The sequence below is a fragment of the uncultured Thermus sp. genome, assembly GCF_938010445.1.
Taxonomy (GTDB): domain Bacteria; phylum Deinococcota; class Deinococci; order Deinococcales; family Thermaceae; genus Thermus; species Thermus altitudinis.
Genome location: NZ_CALLUR010000129.1, coordinates 1 through 18,502 on the forward strand (window position 1 = coordinate 1; position 18,502 = coordinate 18,502).

Annotated in this window: 17 protein-coding genes, 1 tRNA gene and 2 pseudogenes; 8 read left to right on the forward strand and 12 right to left on the reverse strand. The window is 65.4% G+C overall.

Annotated elements, in window-relative coordinates:
• Positions 1 to 686: pseudogene (locus tag Q0693_RS07255) on the reverse strand (V-type ATP synthase subunit I); the annotation flags it as partial.
• Positions 683 to 997: a V-type ATPase subunit subunit G family protein gene (locus Q0693_RS07260; protein ID WP_243029403.1), complete on the reverse strand. Its 315-nt coding sequence runs from the start codon at positions 995 to 997 to the stop codon at positions 683 to 685. The pseudogene Q0693_RS07255 and the gene Q0693_RS07260, both read right to left, overlap by 4 nt.
• A 101-nt stretch (positions 998 to 1,098) precedes the next feature.
• On the opposite strand from Q0693_RS07260, the gene Q0693_RS07265 reads away from it, so the two are divergent.
• A complete protein-coding gene (locus tag Q0693_RS07265; RefSeq protein WP_298630343.1) occupies positions 1,099 to 2,244 on the forward strand; it encodes a class I SAM-dependent rRNA methyltransferase in 1,146 nt (381 codons plus the stop codon).
• Here Q0693_RS07265 and Q0693_RS07270 read toward each other — a convergent pair.
• Complete coding sequence (locus tag Q0693_RS07270; RefSeq protein ID WP_298630345.1) at positions 2,230 to 2,592, reverse strand: hypothetical protein; 363 nt, start codon at positions 2,590 to 2,592, stop codon at positions 2,230 to 2,232. The two genes, Q0693_RS07265 and Q0693_RS07270, sit on opposite strands and share 15 nt — an antisense overlap.
• Positions 2,593 to 2,631: 39 nt before the next feature.
• On the opposite strand from Q0693_RS07270, the gene Q0693_RS07275 reads away from it, so the two are divergent.
• Genes Q0693_RS07275 through Q0693_RS07300 form a run of 6 tightly spaced genes read left to right on the forward strand, consistent with a single transcriptional unit; the run spans position 2,632 to position 8,994 of the window.
• Entirely contained in the window at positions 2,632 to 2,841 is a 210-nt protein-coding gene (locus Q0693_RS07275) for a DUF3248 domain-containing protein (protein WP_298630347.1), read from the forward strand.
• Positions 2,838 to 3,209 carry a DUF3809 family protein gene (locus tag Q0693_RS07280; protein ID WP_298630349.1) on the forward strand — a complete coding sequence of 124 codons (372 nt, stop codon included), beginning with the start codon at positions 2,838 to 2,840 and terminating at the stop codon, positions 3,207 to 3,209. Before Q0693_RS07275 ends, Q0693_RS07280 begins: the two co-directional genes overlap by 4 nt.
• A gap of 21 nt (positions 3,210 to 3,230) precedes the next feature.
• The gene (locus Q0693_RS07285) at positions 3,231 to 3,905 is read left to right on the forward strand and encodes a metal-dependent hydrolase (protein ID WP_298630351.1); all 675 of its coding nucleotides are present in this window, start codon (positions 3,231 to 3,233) and stop codon (positions 3,903 to 3,905) included.
• Positions 3,898 to 4,728 carry a serine/threonine-protein kinase gene (locus Q0693_RS07290; RefSeq protein WP_298630353.1) on the forward strand — a complete coding sequence of 277 codons (831 nt, stop codon included), beginning with the start codon at positions 3,898 to 3,900 and terminating at the stop codon, positions 4,726 to 4,728. The genes Q0693_RS07285 and Q0693_RS07290 overlap by 8 nt, the downstream gene beginning before the upstream one ends.
• A complete protein-coding gene (locus tag Q0693_RS07295) occupies positions 4,729 to 6,627 on the forward strand; it encodes an AMP-binding protein (protein WP_298630355.1) in 1,899 nt (632 codons plus the stop codon).
• A 3-nt stretch (positions 6,628 to 6,630) separates the two neighbouring features.
• Positions 6,631 to 8,994, forward strand: a complete 2,364-nt coding sequence (locus Q0693_RS07300) for a hypothetical protein (RefSeq protein WP_298630357.1) — start codon at positions 6,631 to 6,633, stop codon at positions 8,992 to 8,994.
• Here the strand turns inward: Q0693_RS07300 and murJ are convergent.
• The 9 genes from murJ to Q0693_RS07345 form a co-directional block, all read right to left on the reverse strand.
• Entirely contained in the window at positions 8,945 to 10,432 is a 1,488-nt protein-coding gene (gene murJ / locus Q0693_RS07305; RefSeq protein ID WP_298630359.1) for a murein biosynthesis integral membrane protein MurJ, read from the reverse strand. The genes Q0693_RS07300 and murJ overlap by 50 nt on opposite strands.
• On the reverse strand, positions 10,422 to 11,519 hold the full coding sequence (locus Q0693_RS07310; protein WP_298630361.1) for a hypothetical protein: 1,098 nt from the start codon (positions 11,517 to 11,519) through the stop codon (positions 10,422 to 10,424). The genes murJ and Q0693_RS07310 overlap by 11 nt, the downstream gene beginning before the upstream one ends.
• 41 nt (positions 11,520 to 11,560) lie before the next feature.
• Positions 11,561 to 11,648: transfer RNA gene (locus Q0693_RS07315), tRNA-Leu, on the reverse strand.
• A gap of 14 nt (positions 11,649 to 11,662) precedes the next feature.
• On the reverse strand, positions 11,663 to 12,817 hold the full coding sequence (locus Q0693_RS07320; RefSeq protein ID WP_298630362.1) for an LCP family protein: 1,155 nt from the start codon (positions 12,815 to 12,817) through the stop codon (positions 11,663 to 11,665).
• 35 nt (positions 12,818 to 12,852) lie between these two features.
• A complete protein-coding gene (locus Q0693_RS07325; RefSeq protein ID WP_298630364.1) occupies positions 12,853 to 14,283 on the reverse strand; it encodes a S8 family serine peptidase in 1,431 nt (476 codons plus the stop codon).
• A gap of 35 nt (positions 14,284 to 14,318) precedes the next feature.
• Entirely contained in the window at positions 14,319 to 15,116 is a 798-nt protein-coding gene (locus Q0693_RS07330) for a helical backbone metal receptor (protein ID WP_298630366.1), read from the reverse strand.
• The gene (gene hisD, locus Q0693_RS07335) at positions 15,113 to 16,351 is read right to left on the reverse strand and encodes a histidinol dehydrogenase (RefSeq protein WP_298630368.1); all 1,239 of its coding nucleotides are present in this window, start codon (positions 16,349 to 16,351) and stop codon (positions 15,113 to 15,115) included. The genes Q0693_RS07330 and hisD overlap by 4 nt, the downstream gene beginning before the upstream one ends.
• 7 nt (positions 16,352 to 16,358) lie before the next feature.
• Positions 16,359 to 16,955 carry a hypothetical protein gene (locus Q0693_RS07340; protein WP_298630370.1) on the reverse strand — a complete coding sequence of 199 codons (597 nt, stop codon included), beginning with the start codon at positions 16,953 to 16,955 and terminating at the stop codon, positions 16,359 to 16,361.
• A 4-nt stretch (positions 16,956 to 16,959) separates the two neighbouring features.
• Positions 16,960 to 18,093, reverse strand: coding sequence for a hypothetical protein (locus Q0693_RS07345; RefSeq protein ID WP_298630372.1), 1,134 nt, complete (start codon positions 18,091 to 18,093; stop codon positions 16,960 to 16,962).
• A 178-nt stretch (positions 18,094 to 18,271) separates the two neighbouring features.
• Between Q0693_RS07345 and Q0693_RS07350 the strand changes: the two are divergent.
• Positions 18,272 to 18,502, forward strand: a pseudogene (locus Q0693_RS07350) (hypothetical protein); the annotation flags it as partial.

The following is an 18,502-nucleotide window of genomic DNA, read 5'->3' on the forward strand; positions in this document are numbered from 1 at the left end:
TTGGGGGCCGCCTCGGCCCGCTCCTTCAACCGGCGGGTGGCCTCGCCTAGGGAAAGGTCGCCGTAAGCACCAGGGAGGCGCAGCTCCGCCACCCCCGCCCGGGAAAGGGCCGCCTTGGCCGCCTCGAGGTCCTTCCGGTGCACCACCAAAAGCCCAGCCACCCCTTGGGAATAGGGCTCGCTGGCCAGGATAAACTGGTCCTCCAGGGCCTTCTTCAGGGCCTCCTCCACCAGGGGAAGCTCCTTCTCCGTAACCAAAAAGGGCACCACCCGGAAGAAGGGGCTTCGGTCCAAGCCCTGGGCCATGGCGGCCAGCTTCTCCAAGGGCTCCAGGTAGGCCTGGGCCAGGGAAAGCTCCTCCTCCAGCTCCTGCCTCTGCCGGGCCAGGCCCTCGGCATGGGCCTGGATGGGAGCCAGGGCCTTTTCGGCCGCCTCCAGGCCATCGGGGAATGGCCTAGAGGCCTCCACCTCCCGGCCCAGAAGGGCCAGGGTGTGCTCGGCCCCCGCCGCCACCCCTTCCCAGCGCCTCAGCTCCTCCCGCTCCTCCGGGGAAAGCTTGTACTCGGCAAGCTCCTCCACCCGGAGGGTTTCCAGGTGGACCACCCCCGCCTGCTGCAGGCTTTGGAGAAGCTCCTGGGCCTTGGCCTTGGGACCGGCCAGGACCAGCTTCTCCATGGGGGCGATCACGGCAAAACCTCCTTCAGGACCAGGGCCACAGCCTCCTCCAACCGGCCCTCTGCCTTTTCCTTGACCGCCTTGGCCTCAGCCTCCGCCTGGGCCCGGTAGCGGGCCAGAATGGCCTCGGTTTCCTTAGCCTCCCGTTCCCGGTATTCGGCCTCCAGGGCTTTGGCCTCGGCCTCCGCCTTCTGCAAAAGGGCCCTGGCCTCCGCCTCAGCCTGCTGCACCAGGGCCTCAGCCTCCTTCTTCGCAGCCTCGAGGCGGGCCAGTAGCTCCCTTTCCTTTTCCGCCAGGCTCTTGATAAGTCCCAGGCCTCCCATCGCCCCTCCCTTCGTGAAAAGATGCGCAAACTGCGCCTGCCGGGTATGATACCGGCCTTTGGGGCCTACGTCAACCAACCCCGCTTAAGTATACTTAAGCGGTGCGGATTCTCGTCAACGAAAGGGGGGCCCAGCGCCTCTTATCCCGGCACCTATGGGTTTTTCGCAGGGACGTGCTCTCGGGCCCGGAAGAGCCGGGGCTTTACCCCGTTTACTGGGGCAAAAGGTTCCTCGCCCTGGCCCTATTCCATCCCGAAAGCGACCTCAGCGTCCGAGCCTACCGCTTCCGGCCGGCCAAAGACCTCGAGGAAGCCCTCCTGGAGAACCTTAACCGGGCCTTAGCCCGCCGGCTTCCCGCCCTGGAGAGGGAACCCGAGGGCGGGTTCCGCCTAGCCCATGCCGAGGGGGATTTTCTTCCGGGTTTGGTGGTGGACTACTACGCCGGCCACCTGGTCCTCCAGGCCACGGCCCACGCCTGGGAGGGCCTCCTGCCCCAGGTGGCAGAAGGCCTTAAACCCTTAGGCCAAAGCCTCCTGGCCAAAAACGACGCCAAGGCCCGGGAGCTGGAGGGCCTACCCCTCTACGTGCGGCCCCTTTTTGGCCAGGTGCCTCCGGCGGCCACGGTGAAGGAAGGCCGGATCCGCTACCGGGTGGACCTCACCGGGGGCCAGAAGACGGGGGCCTACCTGGACCAACGGGACAACCGGATTCTAATGGAAAGGTTCCGTGGGGAAAGGGCCTTGGACGTGTTCAGCTATGCGGGAAGCTTTGGCCTGCACCTGGCCCTGGGCTTCCAGGAGGTGATCAGCGTGGACAGTTCCCGCGAGGCCCTAAGGCAAGCGGAGGAGAACGCCAGGCTGAATGGGCTCTCCCTCAAGACGGTGGAGGCCAACGCCTTCGACTACCTAAGGGCTTTGGAAAAGGCGGGGGAACGGTTTGACCTGGTGGTGCTGGACCCACCCGCCTTCGCCAAGGGGAAAAAGGATCGGGAAAGGGCCTACCGGGCTTACAAGGAGGTGAACCTCCGGGCCATCAAGCTCCTTAAGGAAGGGGGCCTCCTGGCCACCAGCAGCTGCAGCCACCACCTCACCGAGCCCCTCTTCTACCAAATGCTCACCGAGGCGGCCCAGGACGCCCACCGCAGCCTAAGGGTCGTGGAGAAACGCGGGCAGGGGTGGGACCATCCCATCCTCCTCAACCATCCCGAAACCCACTACCTGAAGTTCGCCCTCCTAGAAGTTCTTTGATCCGGGCCGCCAGGCCCTCAGGATCGGGCACGGGAAGGGATAGCCCCTCCCCGTCCTCCAGGCGGAGGACCAGGGCCCGCCTTCCCCGGGCGAGGGGCCTCCCACCCCCACCTCCCGCACCTCCTCCCAGGGAATCCGGCGCCCAAGCCCCAAGGGGGGATGGAGGCTGAGGTGGTCGGGAAAAAGCCGTAACCGCCAACCCCGCCTAAGCCGCCACCAAGGGTAAAGGAGAACCCAGGCCATCCAGGAAGCCTCCCCCAGGGTAAAACCCAGCGCCGTAACCCCCACCCCCGCCCAGAAGACCCAGGGGGAGAGGCCAGCAAAGCCCACCTCGAGGAGCATCCCCATCCATTATCCCCCAAGGCCACCCCGGGATAGACTGAAAGGGTGGAGAAGGACCTGTTGGAAGCCCTGGGCCAGCACCTGGTCTGGCGCATCGGCCGGGCGGAGGAAGAGGAGGTCCTGGTGGTGCGGGTGGGCCTGGCCTCGGCCACGCCCCGCTTTCGCGAACTGCCCAGGCTCTTGAACATCCCGGACGCCGAGGTGGCCCGCCTGGCCAAGGAGGGCCGGATACGGGTGGAGTGGGTGGAAGGATGAAGGCCAGGCTCCGGTTGGCCCTGAACGGCCACCTTCCCGAGGGCCTGCCCCTGGAGCTCCGCCTTGAAGGGGAGGAGGTACGGGGGGTCTTGCGGCAGGAAAACCCCGTTTTGGGGGAGGTGGTCCTGCCCTTCGCCTCGAGGCTGGAGGGGGAGTACCTAAAGGCCCTTCCCCTCCCTCCGCCCTCCCTGAGGATCGAGGGGCGGATGCGCCCCCAGGGGTCCGCGGTGGAGCTGGAGCTTGAGCTGGAACTTATCCTACCCGAGGGCCAAAGCTGGGGTGAACGGGCATTTTCCAGGATCCTGGAACTCCTCTTCTTTAAAAGCCTGGAGCGCTCTCTTCCCCAGGCGGCCCTTTCTCCGGTATAGTGCCCTATAAAGGAGGTGCCTATGCTGGAGATCCGGTATCTGGGCCACTCGGCGGTGTGGCTTTCCGACGGCAAGACCAAGGTGGTCATCGATCCCTTCCTCACCGGGAACCCCCTGGCCCCGGTGGGGGTGGGGGAGGTCCAGGCGGACCTGATCCTGGTCACCCACGCCCACGGGGACCATTTTGGCGACGCCGTGGCCCTCTCCAAGAAAGGGGGTACGGTGGTCTCCACCTTTGAGATCGCCACCTATGCGGAGAAGCACGGGGCCAAGAGCCTGCCCATGAACATCGGGGGCACCTACCGTTTCCCCGGAGGGTGGCTGAAATGGTTCCCCGCCTGGCACTCCAGCAGCTTCCCCGACGGCACCTACGGGGGGATGCCCATGGGGGTGGTGGTAGAGCTTGCCGGCAAGCGCATCTACCACGCCGGGGACACCGCCCTCTTCTCCGACATGCGCCTCATCGGAGAGCTGGGCTTGGATCTGGCCCTCCTGCCCATCGGGGATCACTTCACCATGGGGCCGGAAGACGCCCTGAAGGCCCTGGAGCTTCTCAAACCCAAGCGGGTGGTGCCCATCCACTACAACACCTTCCCCCCCATCAAACAGGACGGGGAGGCCTTTGCGGCCCGGGCTAAGGAGAAGGGCGTGGAAGGCCACGCCTTGAAGCCGGGAGGGGTGTTGGTCCTTGACTAGCCTGAAGCGCAAGGATTTCCGCCTAAGGATGCTTTTGGGCCTGGGCCAGACCGCCCAGGTCTACCTGGCGGAGGCTCCCGACGGGCAGAAGGTGGCCCTGAAGCTTCCCCGCAAGGAAGTGCGCCAGGACCCCAAGCTGGCGGAACGCTTCGCCCGGGAGGTTTCCCTTAGCCTCTCCCTGAAGCACCCCCACCTGGTCCAGGGACTTTACGGGGTACCCTTCGGCGAGGAGGCCTTTTTGGCCCTGGAGTACCTGGAGAAGGGGACCCTCGAGGACCTCCTCCTGCAGCAGCCCCTTCCCCGGGAAGAGGCCACCAAGGCCCTCCTCCAGGTGGGGGAGGCCCTTCTCTTCCTGCACCAAAAAGGCCTGGTCCATCAGGACGTGAAGCCCTCCAACGTGTTCGTGGGGGAAAGGGTGTACAAGCTTGGGGACCTAGGCACCGTGCGCCCTTTGGAGGAGGCCGGTCTGGAATACGCGGGAAGCCCCCACTACCTGGCCCCCGAGCTTTTCCTGGGGGCCAAGCCCAGCCCCAAGAGCGACGCCTATAGCTTCGGGGTGATGGCCTACGAGCTCCTTGTGGGGAAGCGCCCGTTTCGCGGGGAGACCCTGGAGGAGCTTAGGAACGCCCACCTCCTTCTCCCTCCCCCTCCCACCTCCTTGCCTTCCCGGCTGGATAAGGCCTTAAGGCGCCTTCTGGCCAAGAACCCCGAGGAACGGCTGGAGCTCAAGGCCTTCCTGGAGGTCCTGAAAAACCCGGAGGGCCCCAAGACCGAGGAAACCCCGCCCAAGCGCAAGCGGTTTCCCTTCTTCTGGAGGAAGTAGATGGAACCGGTCTGGTACCCCAAGCCCGAGGAAACCCGGGCCACGAGGCTTTTTCAGTTCATGGAGGCCCTGGGTTTTGAAGACTACGAGGCCTTTTACCGCTACAGCGTGGAGGAGCTCGAGGACTTCTACGGGCAGTTTTTCACCCACCTCGGCATACCTTGGCGCAAACCCTATGAGCGGGCGATCTCCGGCGGCTTCCCCCTCCCTCAGTTTTTCCCGGGGGGCCGGCTCAACCTGGTGGAGGCCGCCCTCCGCCATGAGCCCACCGCCTTAGCCCTCATCCACCAAACCGAGGAAGGGGGGGTGCGCACCCTCACCTATGGGGAGCTTTTGCCGGAGGTGGAAAGGGTGGCGGCAGGGCTGCGAGCCCTGGGCGTGGAGCGGGGCGACCGGGTGGGCCTTTGGTTCCCCATGGGCCTCGAGGCGGCCATCCTCCTCCTGGCCGTAAGCTGGCTTGGCGCCATCGCCATCCCCATCTTCTCCGGCTACGCCGCCGAGGCGGCGGCGGTGCGGCTTAAAGACGCCAAAGCCAAGCTTCTGGCGGTGCAGGACGCCTTCTTTAGACGGGGAAGAAGGGTAGACCTCCTTCCGGAGGCCCGCAAAGCCCAGGGCCTGGCGGAAACCCCTCACCTTCTGGTGGTGCGAAGGCTGGGCCTCCCCCTGGAAGCCGGGGAGGTGGACTACGCCACCCTGCAAGGGGGGCCCTTCCCCCCGGAGGAGATGGAGAGCATGGACCCCTTCATGCTCATCTACACCTCGGGCACCACCGGCCGCCCCAAGGGCACCGTGCACTACCATGCGGGCTTTCCCCTCAAGGCGGCTTTGGACCTGGCCCTTCTCTTTGACCTTAGGGAGGGGGACCGGCTTTTCTGGTTCACCGACCTGGGCTGGATGATGGGCCCCTGGGCCATCCTGGGGGGCCTTATCCTGGGGGCCAGCGTGTTCCTCTATGACGGGGCCCCCGACTACCCGGGTCCCGAGCGCCTTTGGCGGATGGTGGAGGACTTCCGCCTCACCCACCTGGGCCTCTCCCCTACCCTGGTGCGGGCCCTGATTCCCCTAGGGGAGGAACCCATAAGGGCCCATGACCTTTCGTCCTTGCGGGTCCTAGGCTCCACGGGGGAACCCTGGAACCTCGAGCCCTACCTTTGGTTCTTCCGGGTGGTGGGGGAGGAAAGGAGGCCTATCGTGAACTACTCGGGGGGAACCGAGGTTTCCGGGGGCATCCTGGGAAACGTCCTCCTCAAGCCCATCAAGCCCATGGGCTTCAACACCCCGGTGCCGGGGATGGCCGCAGCGGTGCTGGACGAGGAAGGAAAGCCCGCCGTGGGCAAGGTGGGGGAACTGGCCGTGCTCAAGCCCTGGCCCGGCATGACCAAGGGCTTCTGGCAGGACGAGGCCCGCTACCTGGACACCTACTTCGCCCGCATCCCCGGGGTCTGGGTCCACGGGGACCTGGCCCTTCTGGACGAGGAAGGCCACTTCTTCATCCTGGGCCGGAGCGACGACACCTTGAAGGTGGCGGGGAAGCGGGTGGGCCCCGCCGAGGTGGAAACCGCCGCCATCGCCCACCCCGCCCTCAAGGAGTGCGCCGCCATCGGGGTGCCCCACCCGGTGAAGGGAGAGGCCATCGTGCTCTTCGCGGTGCTGAAGCCCGGCTACACCCCAGACCCGGAGCTGGCCCAAGGGGTAGCCGACCGGGTGGCCCAGGCCCTGGGCAAACCCTTGAGGCCGGAGAAGGTCCTCTTCGTGCCCGACCTGCCCAAGACCCGCAACGCCAAGGTGATGCGCCGGGTGGTGCGGGCCGCCTACCTGGGCCAAGACCCCGGGGACCTTTCCGCCTTGGAAAACCCCGAGGCGGTGGAGGCCATCCGCCAAGCAGCCCAAAGGGAATAGACCGTGCGCCTCTTGGGCCTTCTTATCGCCCTGGGCCTGGCCTGGGCCTCGCCCCTGGAGGAGGCCCGTACCCTTTACCGCAAGGGGGAGATGGCCGGGGTACTGGCCCGGCTGGACCCCCTCCTAAAGGGCTATGACCCCCCAGAGGAAGCCCTGATCCTTGCCGGCTTTGCCCAGTACCGCCTGGGGAGGCTGGAGGAGGCCCTTTTCACCTTCAGCCGTCTGGTGGGTACCTTAAAGGGAGGCGGGGAAGCCCTTTACGGCCTTGGCCTCACCCTCAGGGCCCTGGGGGATCCGGAAGGGGCCAGGGCCGCCCTGGACTGGGCCCTGCGGCAAGGCTACCGGGAAGCAGAGGGTATTCTCACAAGCCTTCCCCCATCCCCGCCCCCGGCCCCCAAGGCCCGCAAGACCCCGCCCCCCTTCCGGGCAGAAAAGGGGCGGTTCTGGGTTGGGGATAAACCCCTCCAGGTGCGGGGGGTCAACCTAGGGGTGGCCCTTCCCGGCCGCTTTCCCGCCGAGTTCCCGGAGGAGGAGGCCCTTTACCGAGCCTGGCTGGAGCTCCTTTCCGCCATGGGGGCCAACGCCGTGCGCACCCACACCCTTCTCCCCCCCAGCTTCTACCGGGCCTTTCACCACCACAACCGGTTCCACCAGGAACGGCCTCTGTACCTGTTCCAGGGAGTATGGACGGAGCTTCCCGAGGAAGAAGGATACGGGGACTGGGAGGGGCCTTTCCTGGAAAAGTTTCTCCTGGAGGGGCGGGAGGTCCTGGATGCCCTCCACGGTAACCTAAGCCGCCCACCTCGCCCAGGCCACGCCCACGGGGAGTACACCGCCGACGTCTCCCCCTGGGTGCTGGGGCTCCTGGTGGGGCGGGAGTTTGAGCCCTACTCCGTGGAGGCCTACCACGGACGCCATCCCGGGCGCACGTACCGGGGAAGGTTCCTGGAGGCCGCGGCAAACGCCAGCCCCTTTGAGGCCTACTTGGCCGAGGTGCTGGACCGCCTGGCCACCTACGAGTGGGAGGCCTACGGCACCCTGAGGCCCCTGGGCTTCGTCAACTGGCCCACCCTGGACCCCCTGCGCTGGGAAAGCGAGGCCAGCCACCTGGAGGAATACGCCATCCGGCGCGCCCGGGGCGAGAAGGTGGAGCCTCCCAAACCGGGCTTCCTCCATGAGGAGGATACCGTCACCCTGGACCCCACCCACCTAAGGCCCACCCCCGGTAGCCCCGTAAGCCTTTTTGCCGCCTACCACGTCTACCCCTACTACCCCGATTTCCTGGTCAACGAACGGGACCTGGCCCCCAACCGCTACCGCAACTACCTGGCCCGCCTGAAAGCCCACCACGGGGAAATGCCCCTCCTCATCGCCGAGTTCGGCCTGCCCAGCAGCCGGGGCATCGCCCACTTCCACCCCGAGGGCCTCCACCACGGAGGGTTTTCCGAAGAAGGCCAAGGGGAAAAGGTGGCGGGCCTCTGGCAGGAGATCGCTGCCCTGGACCTGGCTGGGGGGATGGTCTTCGCCCTCATGGACGAGTGGTTTAAGCGAAACTGGCTCTTCATGGAGTGGGAAACCCCTAGCCGCGACCCCTTCTGGCACAACATCCTGGACCCCGAGGAAAACTATGGCCTCCTGGCGGCCACCGCCAAAGGGGCCTTCCGGTTGGACGGCAAGGCGGAGGAATGGGAGGGCGTGCCCTTCCTCCTTAGGGAAGAGGGACGGTTTCTCAAAGCCTATGCCGATCCCGAGTATCTCTGGCTCCTCTACCGGGGGCCTTGGCCCCTGAGGCTCTACCTGGACACCGTGCCCGGCGGGGTCCCAAGGGCGGAGGGGTTTGGGGCGGAGTTCCTTCTGGAGGTCAGCGCCCAAGGGGGAAGGCTCCTTGTGGAACAGGGCTACTATCCCTTTCAGGAACTGGACCGCGGCCTGCCGGGGACGGAATACCTGCACTTCCGGGGGACCACGCGGCCGGGGAATGGACCTTTTGTGCCCTTTATCCTCGAGCCCAACCGCCGCCGCACCGGCCGGGACGGCACCGACTACCCCCGTATCCTTTACGAGCTGGGCAGCCTGAAGCCCGGCCAAGACCCGGAAGGGGCCCGGGACCCCACGGCGGACTACGCCCTGGGGGAGGGGGGCCTTTTGGAAATCCGCATCCCCTGGGGCCTGCTCCTCATTGCCGACCCCAGCAGGCGCCTGGCCTGGTACGCCCCCGAACCCATCCCCATAGAGGGCCTCCGTCTCCTCCTTCCCGGGGCCCCACCCCTCAGCTTCACATGGCCCACCTGGGAGGAGCCCGCTTTCGCCCTGAGGCTCAAACCCCTCTATTTCCGCTTGCGGGAAGTCTGGCGAGGAGCTCCCTAAGGGGCAGGCGCAGGGCCCAGGCCGCCAAGAGGAAAAGCGCCAGGCCCAGCCCTCCGCCCAGGATAAGGGGGAGTAAGGCCTCCATGGCCCTGTGCACGGGAAGCATCTTAGCCAGCACCACCCCTGGCAAGGCGGCCACGCTTCCCGCCAGCAGGGCCTTATAGAGGAAGGGAGGGAAGGCCTCCAACCCCACCCCTTCCCGTTGCAAAAGGCGGAGGTAGAGGAAAAGCCCTAGATACCCGGCTAGGGCGGTGGCCAGGTTGAGGACAAAAAGGCCCGCGTCCCGAAGAAGCCAGTAGCCCAAGGTGTTGGTGAGGAAAACCAGGGCGCTGGCGGAAACCGCTTCCCTTATCCGCCCCAGGGCGTAAAGGCCCCTCAGGAGAAGGGTGTTCACCCCCCACGGGAGAACCGCAAACCCCAAGGCGGCCAGGACCGAGGCGCTATAGGCCCGGTTTTCTGGGGTAAGGGGGCCGAAGAGCCCGAAAAGGAAGACCACCACAAAAAGCGCCTGGCCGCTCAGGAACCCCCCAAGGAGGGCCAGGAGGAGGGTTAACCTCCGCAAAGGACCCAGGAGAAACCGGGCCAGGGCCTCCCCTTTTAGGGCGCTCATCCTGGGGAAGAGGGCGATGGCCGGGGAGGTGGCGAAAAGCCCCAGCACCATCTGGAACACCACCTCGGCGTTGTAAAAGCCCGTGACCGCGGCCGGGGGGTAGCGGGTGAGGATATGGGTCAGGACCAGGTTTAAAAACTGGCGCAAGGAGGTGGTAAAGGCAAAGGGGCCCATGCGCGTAAGCGCGGGAGCAAAGGCCTTATGCCAGCGCCACTCCAGCGCATAGCCTTTAAGAAAGGGAAGCTGCACCAAGGCCTGGACCAGACCCCCCAGGGCCACAGAAAGCCCTAAGAAGGTGGGGTCTCCCGGGAAAAGGGCCATCAGGCCGATGGCCACCAGGTTGAAGGCCACGGGGCCTAAGGCGTAGGGCAGAAAGCGCTCCTCCGCCTGGAGGAGGGCCGAAAAAAGGGCCGCCATGGAGATGCCCAGGAGAAAGGGCAAAAGGAGCCGGGTGAGGTAGACCACCTGCGCCAGGCCCTGGTCCTCCCGCAGATGGCTCTCCCCGGCCACCAAAAGCTCCACCACCCAGGGAGCCACCAGGTACCCAAGGCCCAAGACCAGGAGGTTTACCCCCAAAAGGAACGCCCCAAAGCGACGGGCAAAGGCCTTGGCCTCCTCCGGGGGCAAGCCCTTCAGGAGGGGGATGAGGGCGTTCTGCACCGCCCCTTCCGCCAAAAGTTCCCGCAGGAGGTTGGGCACCCGGTAGGCCACGTTGAAGGCGTCCTTAAGGGCATCGGGGTAAAGGGCGTTGAACACCGCCTGGCGCACCAGGCCCAGGACCCTCGAGGCCAGGGTACCCCCCATGACCAGGAGGACCTTACGCAGCATTGCCCTCCAAAACCTCCTGGAAAATATCTAGGAAGTTCGCCTGGTTGACCACCGTAAGCCCGTGGAGGGCGGAAAGCTCCTTGGCCCGGGCCTTATCCATACCCAAGAGCACCAGGAAGCTCTCCTTGGCCGAAAGCCCCAGGACCTTTTTCAGGCCCCCATACTTGGCGATATGGGCTTGGAAGTCCCCGGTCTTGGCCTCAAACCAGTACACCCGCTCCCCTACCTTTACCAACACGTCCAGCTCCATGGCCTCCCCATTGGGCAGGACCACCTGGTAGCCCATGGCCACCTCGTGGGGAAGGTTTTTGGAGCGCAGAAACTTGCGCAGTTTTTCCGCCACATACCGTTCCAACCAGCCCCCGGTGAGAAAGTTTTGCACCCAGCCCTCCGTGCTGGCCTTGGCCCGGATGCGGCGGTCCTCGCTTTTGTAGTGGTAGGAGGTGAGAAGGGCATACTGCTTGAGCATGGTGCAGAACTGGGTGGAGTTGGCAATCTCCTCCTGGGTGGCCTCGGAGAGGGAGAGCTCAAACTGGCGCTTCGTGGAAAGGCTCTGCTTTAGGCGCTCGTACAGCTTATCCAAACTGGCGTACCGGTCCCCCAAGAAAAGGGCCAGGCGGGTCAGGACCTTCTCCTTCTCCTCGTCCTCCTGGGGTTTTTTCACCACCTGGATGCCCAGGCCCTTAAGCCAATCCTCCAAGGAGGCCTTGGCCGGGGCTGGCCTTGGGGGCTCCTTGGCCTTTTGCGCCTCCGCCATGCGCCCCGAGGCCCTTCCCCCAGCGTCTACCGCCTGAGAACCCTCCTGCACAAGGCGCCACATCTCCCCGGCCAAAGAGAAGAAGCGGGCCCGCAGAGGGTCCTCCCCCTCGAGGCCCGGGGGAGCAATACCGGCCCGCAAGGCATCCAAAAGCCAAGCCTCCAAGGCCTCCTGAAGCCCCTTACGGGCCGCTTCCAGATGCTCCGCCTCCACCTTTAGCCCAAGCTCGGGCAACTCCGCCACAAACCTTCCCGGGCCCACGAGATCATAGCGGGCCTGGGCCATGGCCTTTTCCAAGTAGCGGGTAAGAATCCCCACGGGACTTAGCATAACAAGGGGAAAAACTGGGCCCCGGAAAATCCGGGGCTTCCTGGTGCCGGGGACGTGACTCGAACCCGTACGGGGGTAACCCCCCAGCGGATTTTAAGTCCGCAGCGTCTACCGTTCCGCCACCCCGGCAGACGCCCTTTATCCTACAAAAAGGGCGCCTCCTCGCCAAGGCGCAAGGTGAGGTCCGCCCCCAAGACCGCCTCCCCCGAGATGCGGTACGGGACCCCCAGCGCCTCCCCTAGGCTCCTGGCCAAGACCCCAGGGCCGTTTTCCAGCACCTCGGTGCGCCTGGGTTTCAGGTCCACAGGGTGCAGGATGACCCGAAGGCCCAGGGCATGGAGCCTTTCCCTAGCCCTTTCCGCCAAGGCCTCCTGGCCTGGGCCGTAAACCAAGGCCACCAACTTCCCGGAGACTTCCGCGGCCTGCGCCACCCCTTCCCCGGCGAAATACACGGCGAGAAGGGTATCCAAGGCCTGGCGGTCCACCGTCCAGCCCCCCCCGCCAAAGCCCCCGGGAAGAAGCAGGCTCACCAGTTCCGGCCCCTTCAGGGCGAACCCCAAGATGGCCCCCCTTTCCTCACGGGTGAGGTCGGTTTGGAAGTAGGGCTCCACCGCCGCCACCGCCCTAGGCAGGCGAAGAAGCCCGGAAGGGGAAAGCGCCTGTTCCTTAAGGGCATGGAAGAAAGCCTGCTGGCGCTGGATGCGGCCGATGTCCCCTAGGGCGTCCTTACGGAAGCGCAGGTACCCTTCCGCCTTCTCCCCGTCCAGCACCTGGCAGCCGGGTTCCAGGTTGATCTCTAGCCCGGCGGCGGTATCCCGGTAGCGCATGGGCTTTTCCACGCACACCCTAACCCCCCCTAGGGCATCCACCCCGCGCCGCACGGCCTCTGTGCTCACCACCACGTACCGGTCCGGTCGCACCCCGGTGATGCGGGCCACCGCCTCCTTCATGAGCTGTGGGCCCCCCAAGGGGCTGGCCGCATTCACCTTGTGCCAACCGTAGCCGGGAAGGTTTACCCAAACATCCCGGGGTATGGAAAGCACCACCACCCGCTTGGCCGCAGGGTCTAGGCGCACCAGGAGGATGGTGTCCGCCAGGCCCCGGAAGCGTTCGGGGGCCCGTTTGTGATAGCCCGCATACTCTGGGCTAGAACCATAGACCAGCACCGTCAAGGGGGCCTTAAGCCCCTCCGGGTCCGGAAGGGCCCCCTGCCGCAGCAAAGGGCCCAAAAGGGGATAGGCCCAAAGGCCTAGCCCCACCAGAAGGAGGGCAAGGAAGAGGGGGAAAAACCGCCGCACAAAAGCCCAGTTTACGCCTTAGGAGGTGAGGCGGATTAGGGGAAGCAGTAGGTGGTGTCGGTCATGACCCGGTGGGCTTGGACAACGCCATAGCCAGTTTGCAGATTGTAGTACCCTCCATTACTGGCTGTCTGTATTAGGCAGGTTTTGATCTGATCCGGGGTTGGCGCCCTTCCCCGGCGGGTAGCGTATTCCCCTACGTAAAGAGCCGCCACCCCACTTACTTGGGGAGCGGCAAACGAAGTTCCCCTCCACGTTAAGTAAAGGTTTCCGTTGGGATAATACGGGTAAGAGGTGCCCAAGGCTAAAGACCAAAGGCTCTGTGCCGGGTTTAGATTTCCGGCCGCCGCCATCACCAAAGTTGCAGGGGTGGAACTGTAGTTGGAAAAGTCCGAGCGAGTTCCGTCAAGACGGACTGAGCCCACCGCCAAAACCCCCGGATAGCGGGCGGGATACCTAAGACCGTCGGTCCCATCATTACCTGCTGCAGCCACAGGAAGACTTCCTTTGGAAAGGGCGTAGTTCAGCGCATCCTGCACCACACGATCAAGGGGTGTAGGGCTACCTAGGCTCATAGTGATAACGTTAGCCTGCCGATCAGCAGCATACCGAATGGCCTCACTAAGTACAACACTGGTTGAGATGTACTCCCAAGTCTGCCTATCTCCGTTCCAAACCCAAAAAAAGACCTTTACCGGTAAAACCTTCACCCGGTTAAGCCCAACTCCCGGAATACCCTCGCCGTTGTCCGCTATGGCCGCTATCAACCCTGCTACAGCCTGTCCATGGTCAGGTTCACCCTGGCCATAATTGACACCGTTCGGGGGAGAACTGGGGCGCAGATCATCTTGAGGCAGACCATCAGGGGTTTGATTCTTCCCTGGCAACAGATTGCCCCTAAGGTCCAAATGGTCGGGATTGAAGGCCGTATCCAGCACAGCTACCACCGGATTACACGACCACGCCCGTGCGGCTACCACATCCCAAGCCGCCTCGAGGTTCATCGCTTGGTAGAAAGGGCGCAATCTGGATTTGTCCTGCAAACTAGCTGGGTAAAGCGGATCGTTGGGGATGTAGAGGGGAAAGTAGAGGTAGTTAGGCTGCACATACCGTGCGCCAGCCTTCAGGAGTTCCCCAGCCTTCACCTTTTCCTGGCCCGGTGGCACCCTAACATGCAGAAAACCCCCAGGTAAGGAGGCCTGAATCCGGACTTCCGGAACCCGGGCGTTAACACTCTGGGGCGTCAACCCCCCCGGGAGGACAAGGAGATCCCCCGGCACATGGGGAGCCGTAAAGTCCCCCAGCCCCGCAAGCTGGTCAAGGAGCTGGGTCGGCTCCCCCTGTACGGAAAGACCCGTGGCTGTAGGGGCACAAGCCGAAGGGGGAGGTGGCGGCGGCGTTTGGGGGCAAGCGGTGAGGAAGAGGGCCGTGGCCGAAAGGAGCCCAAAGAAAAGAATGCGCTTCATGTTCCCTACTCTACCCGCCAGGGCATCCCCCTTTCTTAACCTTCGCCTAAGGTTCGCCCCACCCGCTCCGCCAGCTTCTCCAAGAAACCAAAGAACAGGGGTCCATAGTGGGCCAGCTCGTCCCCGTCCGTGGCCACCACGGGAAGGTGCCACCCCCTTTCCGCAGCCAGTGCCCGGGCCTTTTCCTGGGGATTCCGGCCCCAGGGCTTGGGCTCGTAGAGGAAAAGGTCGGGCTTGCGGCGCTCCACCTCCCTTAGGTCCGGCGGGAAATAGGCCTGGGGCACGTCCAGGAAGATGGGCTTAAGCCCCAGGTGCAACAGGGCCTGGGCGATATAACTCCCCCGGCCCACGGTGATGGGCCCGCCCAGGTCCATCTCAAAGTAAACCCTGAGGTCAAACCGCCCCTTAAGGCGGCCATAGCGCTCGGCAAGCCCGTGGGCCAGGGCGGTGGCCCTTTCCTCCAGGTCCAAAAGGTGCCCCAAGGTGGAGAGGTTTTCCAGGATGCCGTAGGGGCTCAAGGGCAAGGGCAGGGCGTAGACGGGAAACCCCTCCTCCTTTAGCCTGAAGGCCTGCTCCCGTTGCACCCCGGTGGAGAGGAGCACCAGGTCGGGCTTTAGGCTACGGAGAAGCTCCGTGCGGGTTTTGGTGTAGGAGGCCAAGACCGGCAGGGAAAGCACCTCCGCCGGCCGGTGGCAGAAGGCGCTTCGCCCCACGAGCCGCTCCCCCACCCCCAGGGCGAAGAGGGCATCGGTCACGTTGGGGGCCAGGCTTACGATGCGTTCCAGGCGATCGGGCAGCTCTAATGGGCCAAGAAGCTCGTGAAAAAGCCTCATTTCCTAAGGTCCAGGGAACGGGCATGGGCCTCCAAGCCCTCGGCCCGGGCCAAAAGGGCCCCCTTGGCGGAGAGCTCCTTCACCGCCCCCTCGGCAAGCCCCATCACCGGGATCACCTTCAAGAAGTCCCGCACCGCCAAGCCCCCTTGGAAACGGGCGGTGCCCGAGGTGGGCATCACGTGGCTGGGCCCGGCGATATAGTCCCCCAGGGCCTCGGGGCTTCCCTCCCCCAGGAAGACACCCCCGGCGTTTTGCACCTTCCCCAACCAGGGCAAGGGGTCGGCCAGGGCCAGGCAGAGGTGCTCGGGAGCGTAGAGGTTGGCCAGGGTGAAGGCCTCCTCGAGGTCCTGGGTGAGCACCAGCCCCCCCCGCTCCAGGGCCTTTTTGGCGATCTCCGCCCGAGGGAGGTCCTGAACCTGCCGGAAAAGCTCCGCCTCCACCCGTTCCAAAAGGGCCCGGTCCGGGGAGAGGAGCCAGGGCTCGGAGTCGGGGCCGTGCTCCGCCTGGGCCAGAAGGTCGGCGGCCAGAAGCCTGGGCGAGGCGGAACCATCGGCGATGATGAGGGTTTCCGTGGGACCCGCCAGGCCATCTATGCCCACGGTGCCATAGACCTGCCGCTTAGCCGCCACCACGTAGGCGTTCCCCGGGCCCACGATCTTATCCACCCGGGGCACCCGCTCCGTCCCGTAGGCCAAAGCGCCCACAGCCTGGGCCCCGCCCATGGCGAAAAGCCGGTCGGCCCCCGCCACCCAGGCCGCGGCCAGCACACCGGGGTGAACCCTAGGGGGACTGGCCACGATGACCTCCTCCACCCCGGCCACCTTGGCCGGCACCACGCTCATGAGCAGGCTGGAAAGGAGGGGCGCACTCCCCCCAGGGACATACACCCCCACCCGGGCCAGGGGCCGGACCAGCTGGCCTAACACCCCGCTCCCATCCGCCTTTAAAAAGCCTCCCCGGGCCTCCTCCCGGTAAAAGGCCTCTATACGCTCCTTGGCGGTTTCCAGGGCATCCCTGAGCTCCTCGTCCAGGTCCTCGTAGGCCTGGCGCCAGGCCTTTTTGGGGATCTCCTCCACCGGATGACCGTCCAGGTCCAGGCTGAAGCGGTCCAAGGCCGCATCCCCTTCCTCCCGCACCGCGGCCAGGATGCCCCGCACGATCTCCTCCACCGTGGGATCAAAGGCCAGGCCCCGGCGGGCAAAGCGCTCCTTAACCTCCTCCGCGCGGTAGATCATGCCTCCACTATACCCAGCGCCGGCGCCTTTTGGGCTCCTCCACCCCCTCCAGGACTCCCTCAAACACGTGGTCGCCCACCTGCTGGGCTATCCTCACGGGAAGCCCCTCCTCCAGCTGGACCAGGGTGAGGCCCGGGCGCAGGCGGTAGTGGCGGCGCCGGCGTCCTTCCACCTCGAGGTCCGAAAGCCTTTCCACATATACCCTCCCCCCGGGCATGGGAAACCGCGCCACGTCCCCGGGCTCTAGGGCCAAACCGGGCAGGGCCAGGAGGAGGGAAAGGGGGTCATGGTAGGGGGCCACAAAGGGGAAGGCCAGGCTCTCCTTGCCCTGGCTGACCAACACCACCCCGTCCTCCTCCAACCTCTCCACGGTGAAGACCCGGCTCTCCCGTCCTTCCACCCGCTCGGCAAAGTACCGGGAAAAGCCTTCCGCATCGGTTTCCGTTTGCCAGCGCTGGCGGGTCTTGGGCAAGGGCAGGTTCACCTCGGCGGTGAGGGTGGCCTTCACGCCCCCTTCCAGAGGGCGCACCTCCAGCCTGCCCTCCCCCGCCTCCTCCCCGGCGAAGAAGTACCGGTACACGTAGATGGCGGGGCGCTCGGTCATGGCCTTAGCGTACCTTGATGACCAGGGGTGGCCCCGGCACCTCCAAGAGGTAGTCCACGGGATCGCGGCCCGCCACCCGGATACGCAACCGGTACACGCCCTTCTGGTCAAACTCCGCCCGTCCCGGGGCGGTGAGGAGGAGCTGGCCGGGAGCCATCCGGGAACCCTCCGGCACCTCGAGGAGGAACACCTCCGCCCGCTCCGTGGGGGGATCGGTGCGGAACTCCATCACGTAGCCCCCCGGGGAAGAGGAAGGGGGACGAAGGAAGAAAAGGGCCAGGCCCAGAAGAAACAGCAAGCCGAGAAGCCCCAAAAGCAGGGGGCGCCTTCTCGGGCGCGGCGGCTCCACCACGGCAAAGGAAGGCTCCTCAGGCTCCTCTATGCGGACGACCCGGGGGCGGCTTGGGGTTTTGCCCTCGGATAGCGAGGCCTCCGAGGTCTTGGGGGAAACCCCGTGGTCATCCGCCATCCCGGGCACGGGATCCACGCTCAGCACCTTCCGCCCGGAAGAAGGAGGCCTGATGGGTTCCTCCTCAGGCCTGGCCGAGGGTTCCTCGAGGGGGCGGGCGTCCTGTGCCGTGTCCCCCGGCCCTGGGCTACCCGGAACCTGGGGCGAGGCCTCAGAAAAAAGGACCTCCAGAGGCTCCTTCCCGGCCTCTATCCCCTCCAAAAGCTCCTTAAGGCCAAACTCGGGGTAGCGCTCCCCAGCCAGGGCCCTGGCCAGGGCCACCAGGGCCTTTTCCGGCTCTCCGGAAAGCTCCTTCAGCCCCACCCCAGCCAGCCACACCCGCTTGCCCTTCACCAGGCAGAGTTCCGGGATGGGCGCATGGGACACCCCCTGGGCTTTTAAGGCCGCCAAGATCCGGGCCATCCCCCTCAGCCACTGCTCCAGCCGCTCTAGGTCCGCTACCCCCAGGTACTGGCTCAAGGGCACCGCCCCGATGGGCCACTCCAGTACCCAGGCCTCCGGGGTCTCTTCCAAAAGGGGAAGCACCCCCTCCGCCGCCACCGGTACCCCTTGGGCACCCTTTAGCACCATCACCGGCATCCCGGTGCGGGTGTCCTGACCCTCAAAGGCAATGGTGGAAGCAATACGGGCAAGAATGCGCCGCAACCAATAGTTACCCAAAACCTCCATCCCCCCAAGTATAGCCACCTTAACCCGCACCCGGCCCTGCACCCAACCCCCGGCACCCAGACCCCGGGCCAATCAGGGCAAGCTGGCCCTGCACCAAGCCTTGCCCTTGATGAACCCTGCCCTCCTCCAGCTATATAATCTCCCAAAGGTAGGGCCCTTGGGCCGGAAAGGAGCGGGGATGGAGTTCAAGATCACGCTGACCACGGAGGAGATCGTTCGGGGCTTGAAGCATTACCGCCGCATCGCCAAACAGGACGTTCTCCGGGCACCGGAGACGCCGAACCCGGAGGTCTTCCGCCGCCATGCGGAGGCCCGGCGCGAGGTCTACGCCAAGCTGGCGGAGGTGGCGGAGGCCGAGGGGCCGGAGGCCGTGGTGCAGTACGCCTTGGAGCTCTACAAGTCCCTGCCC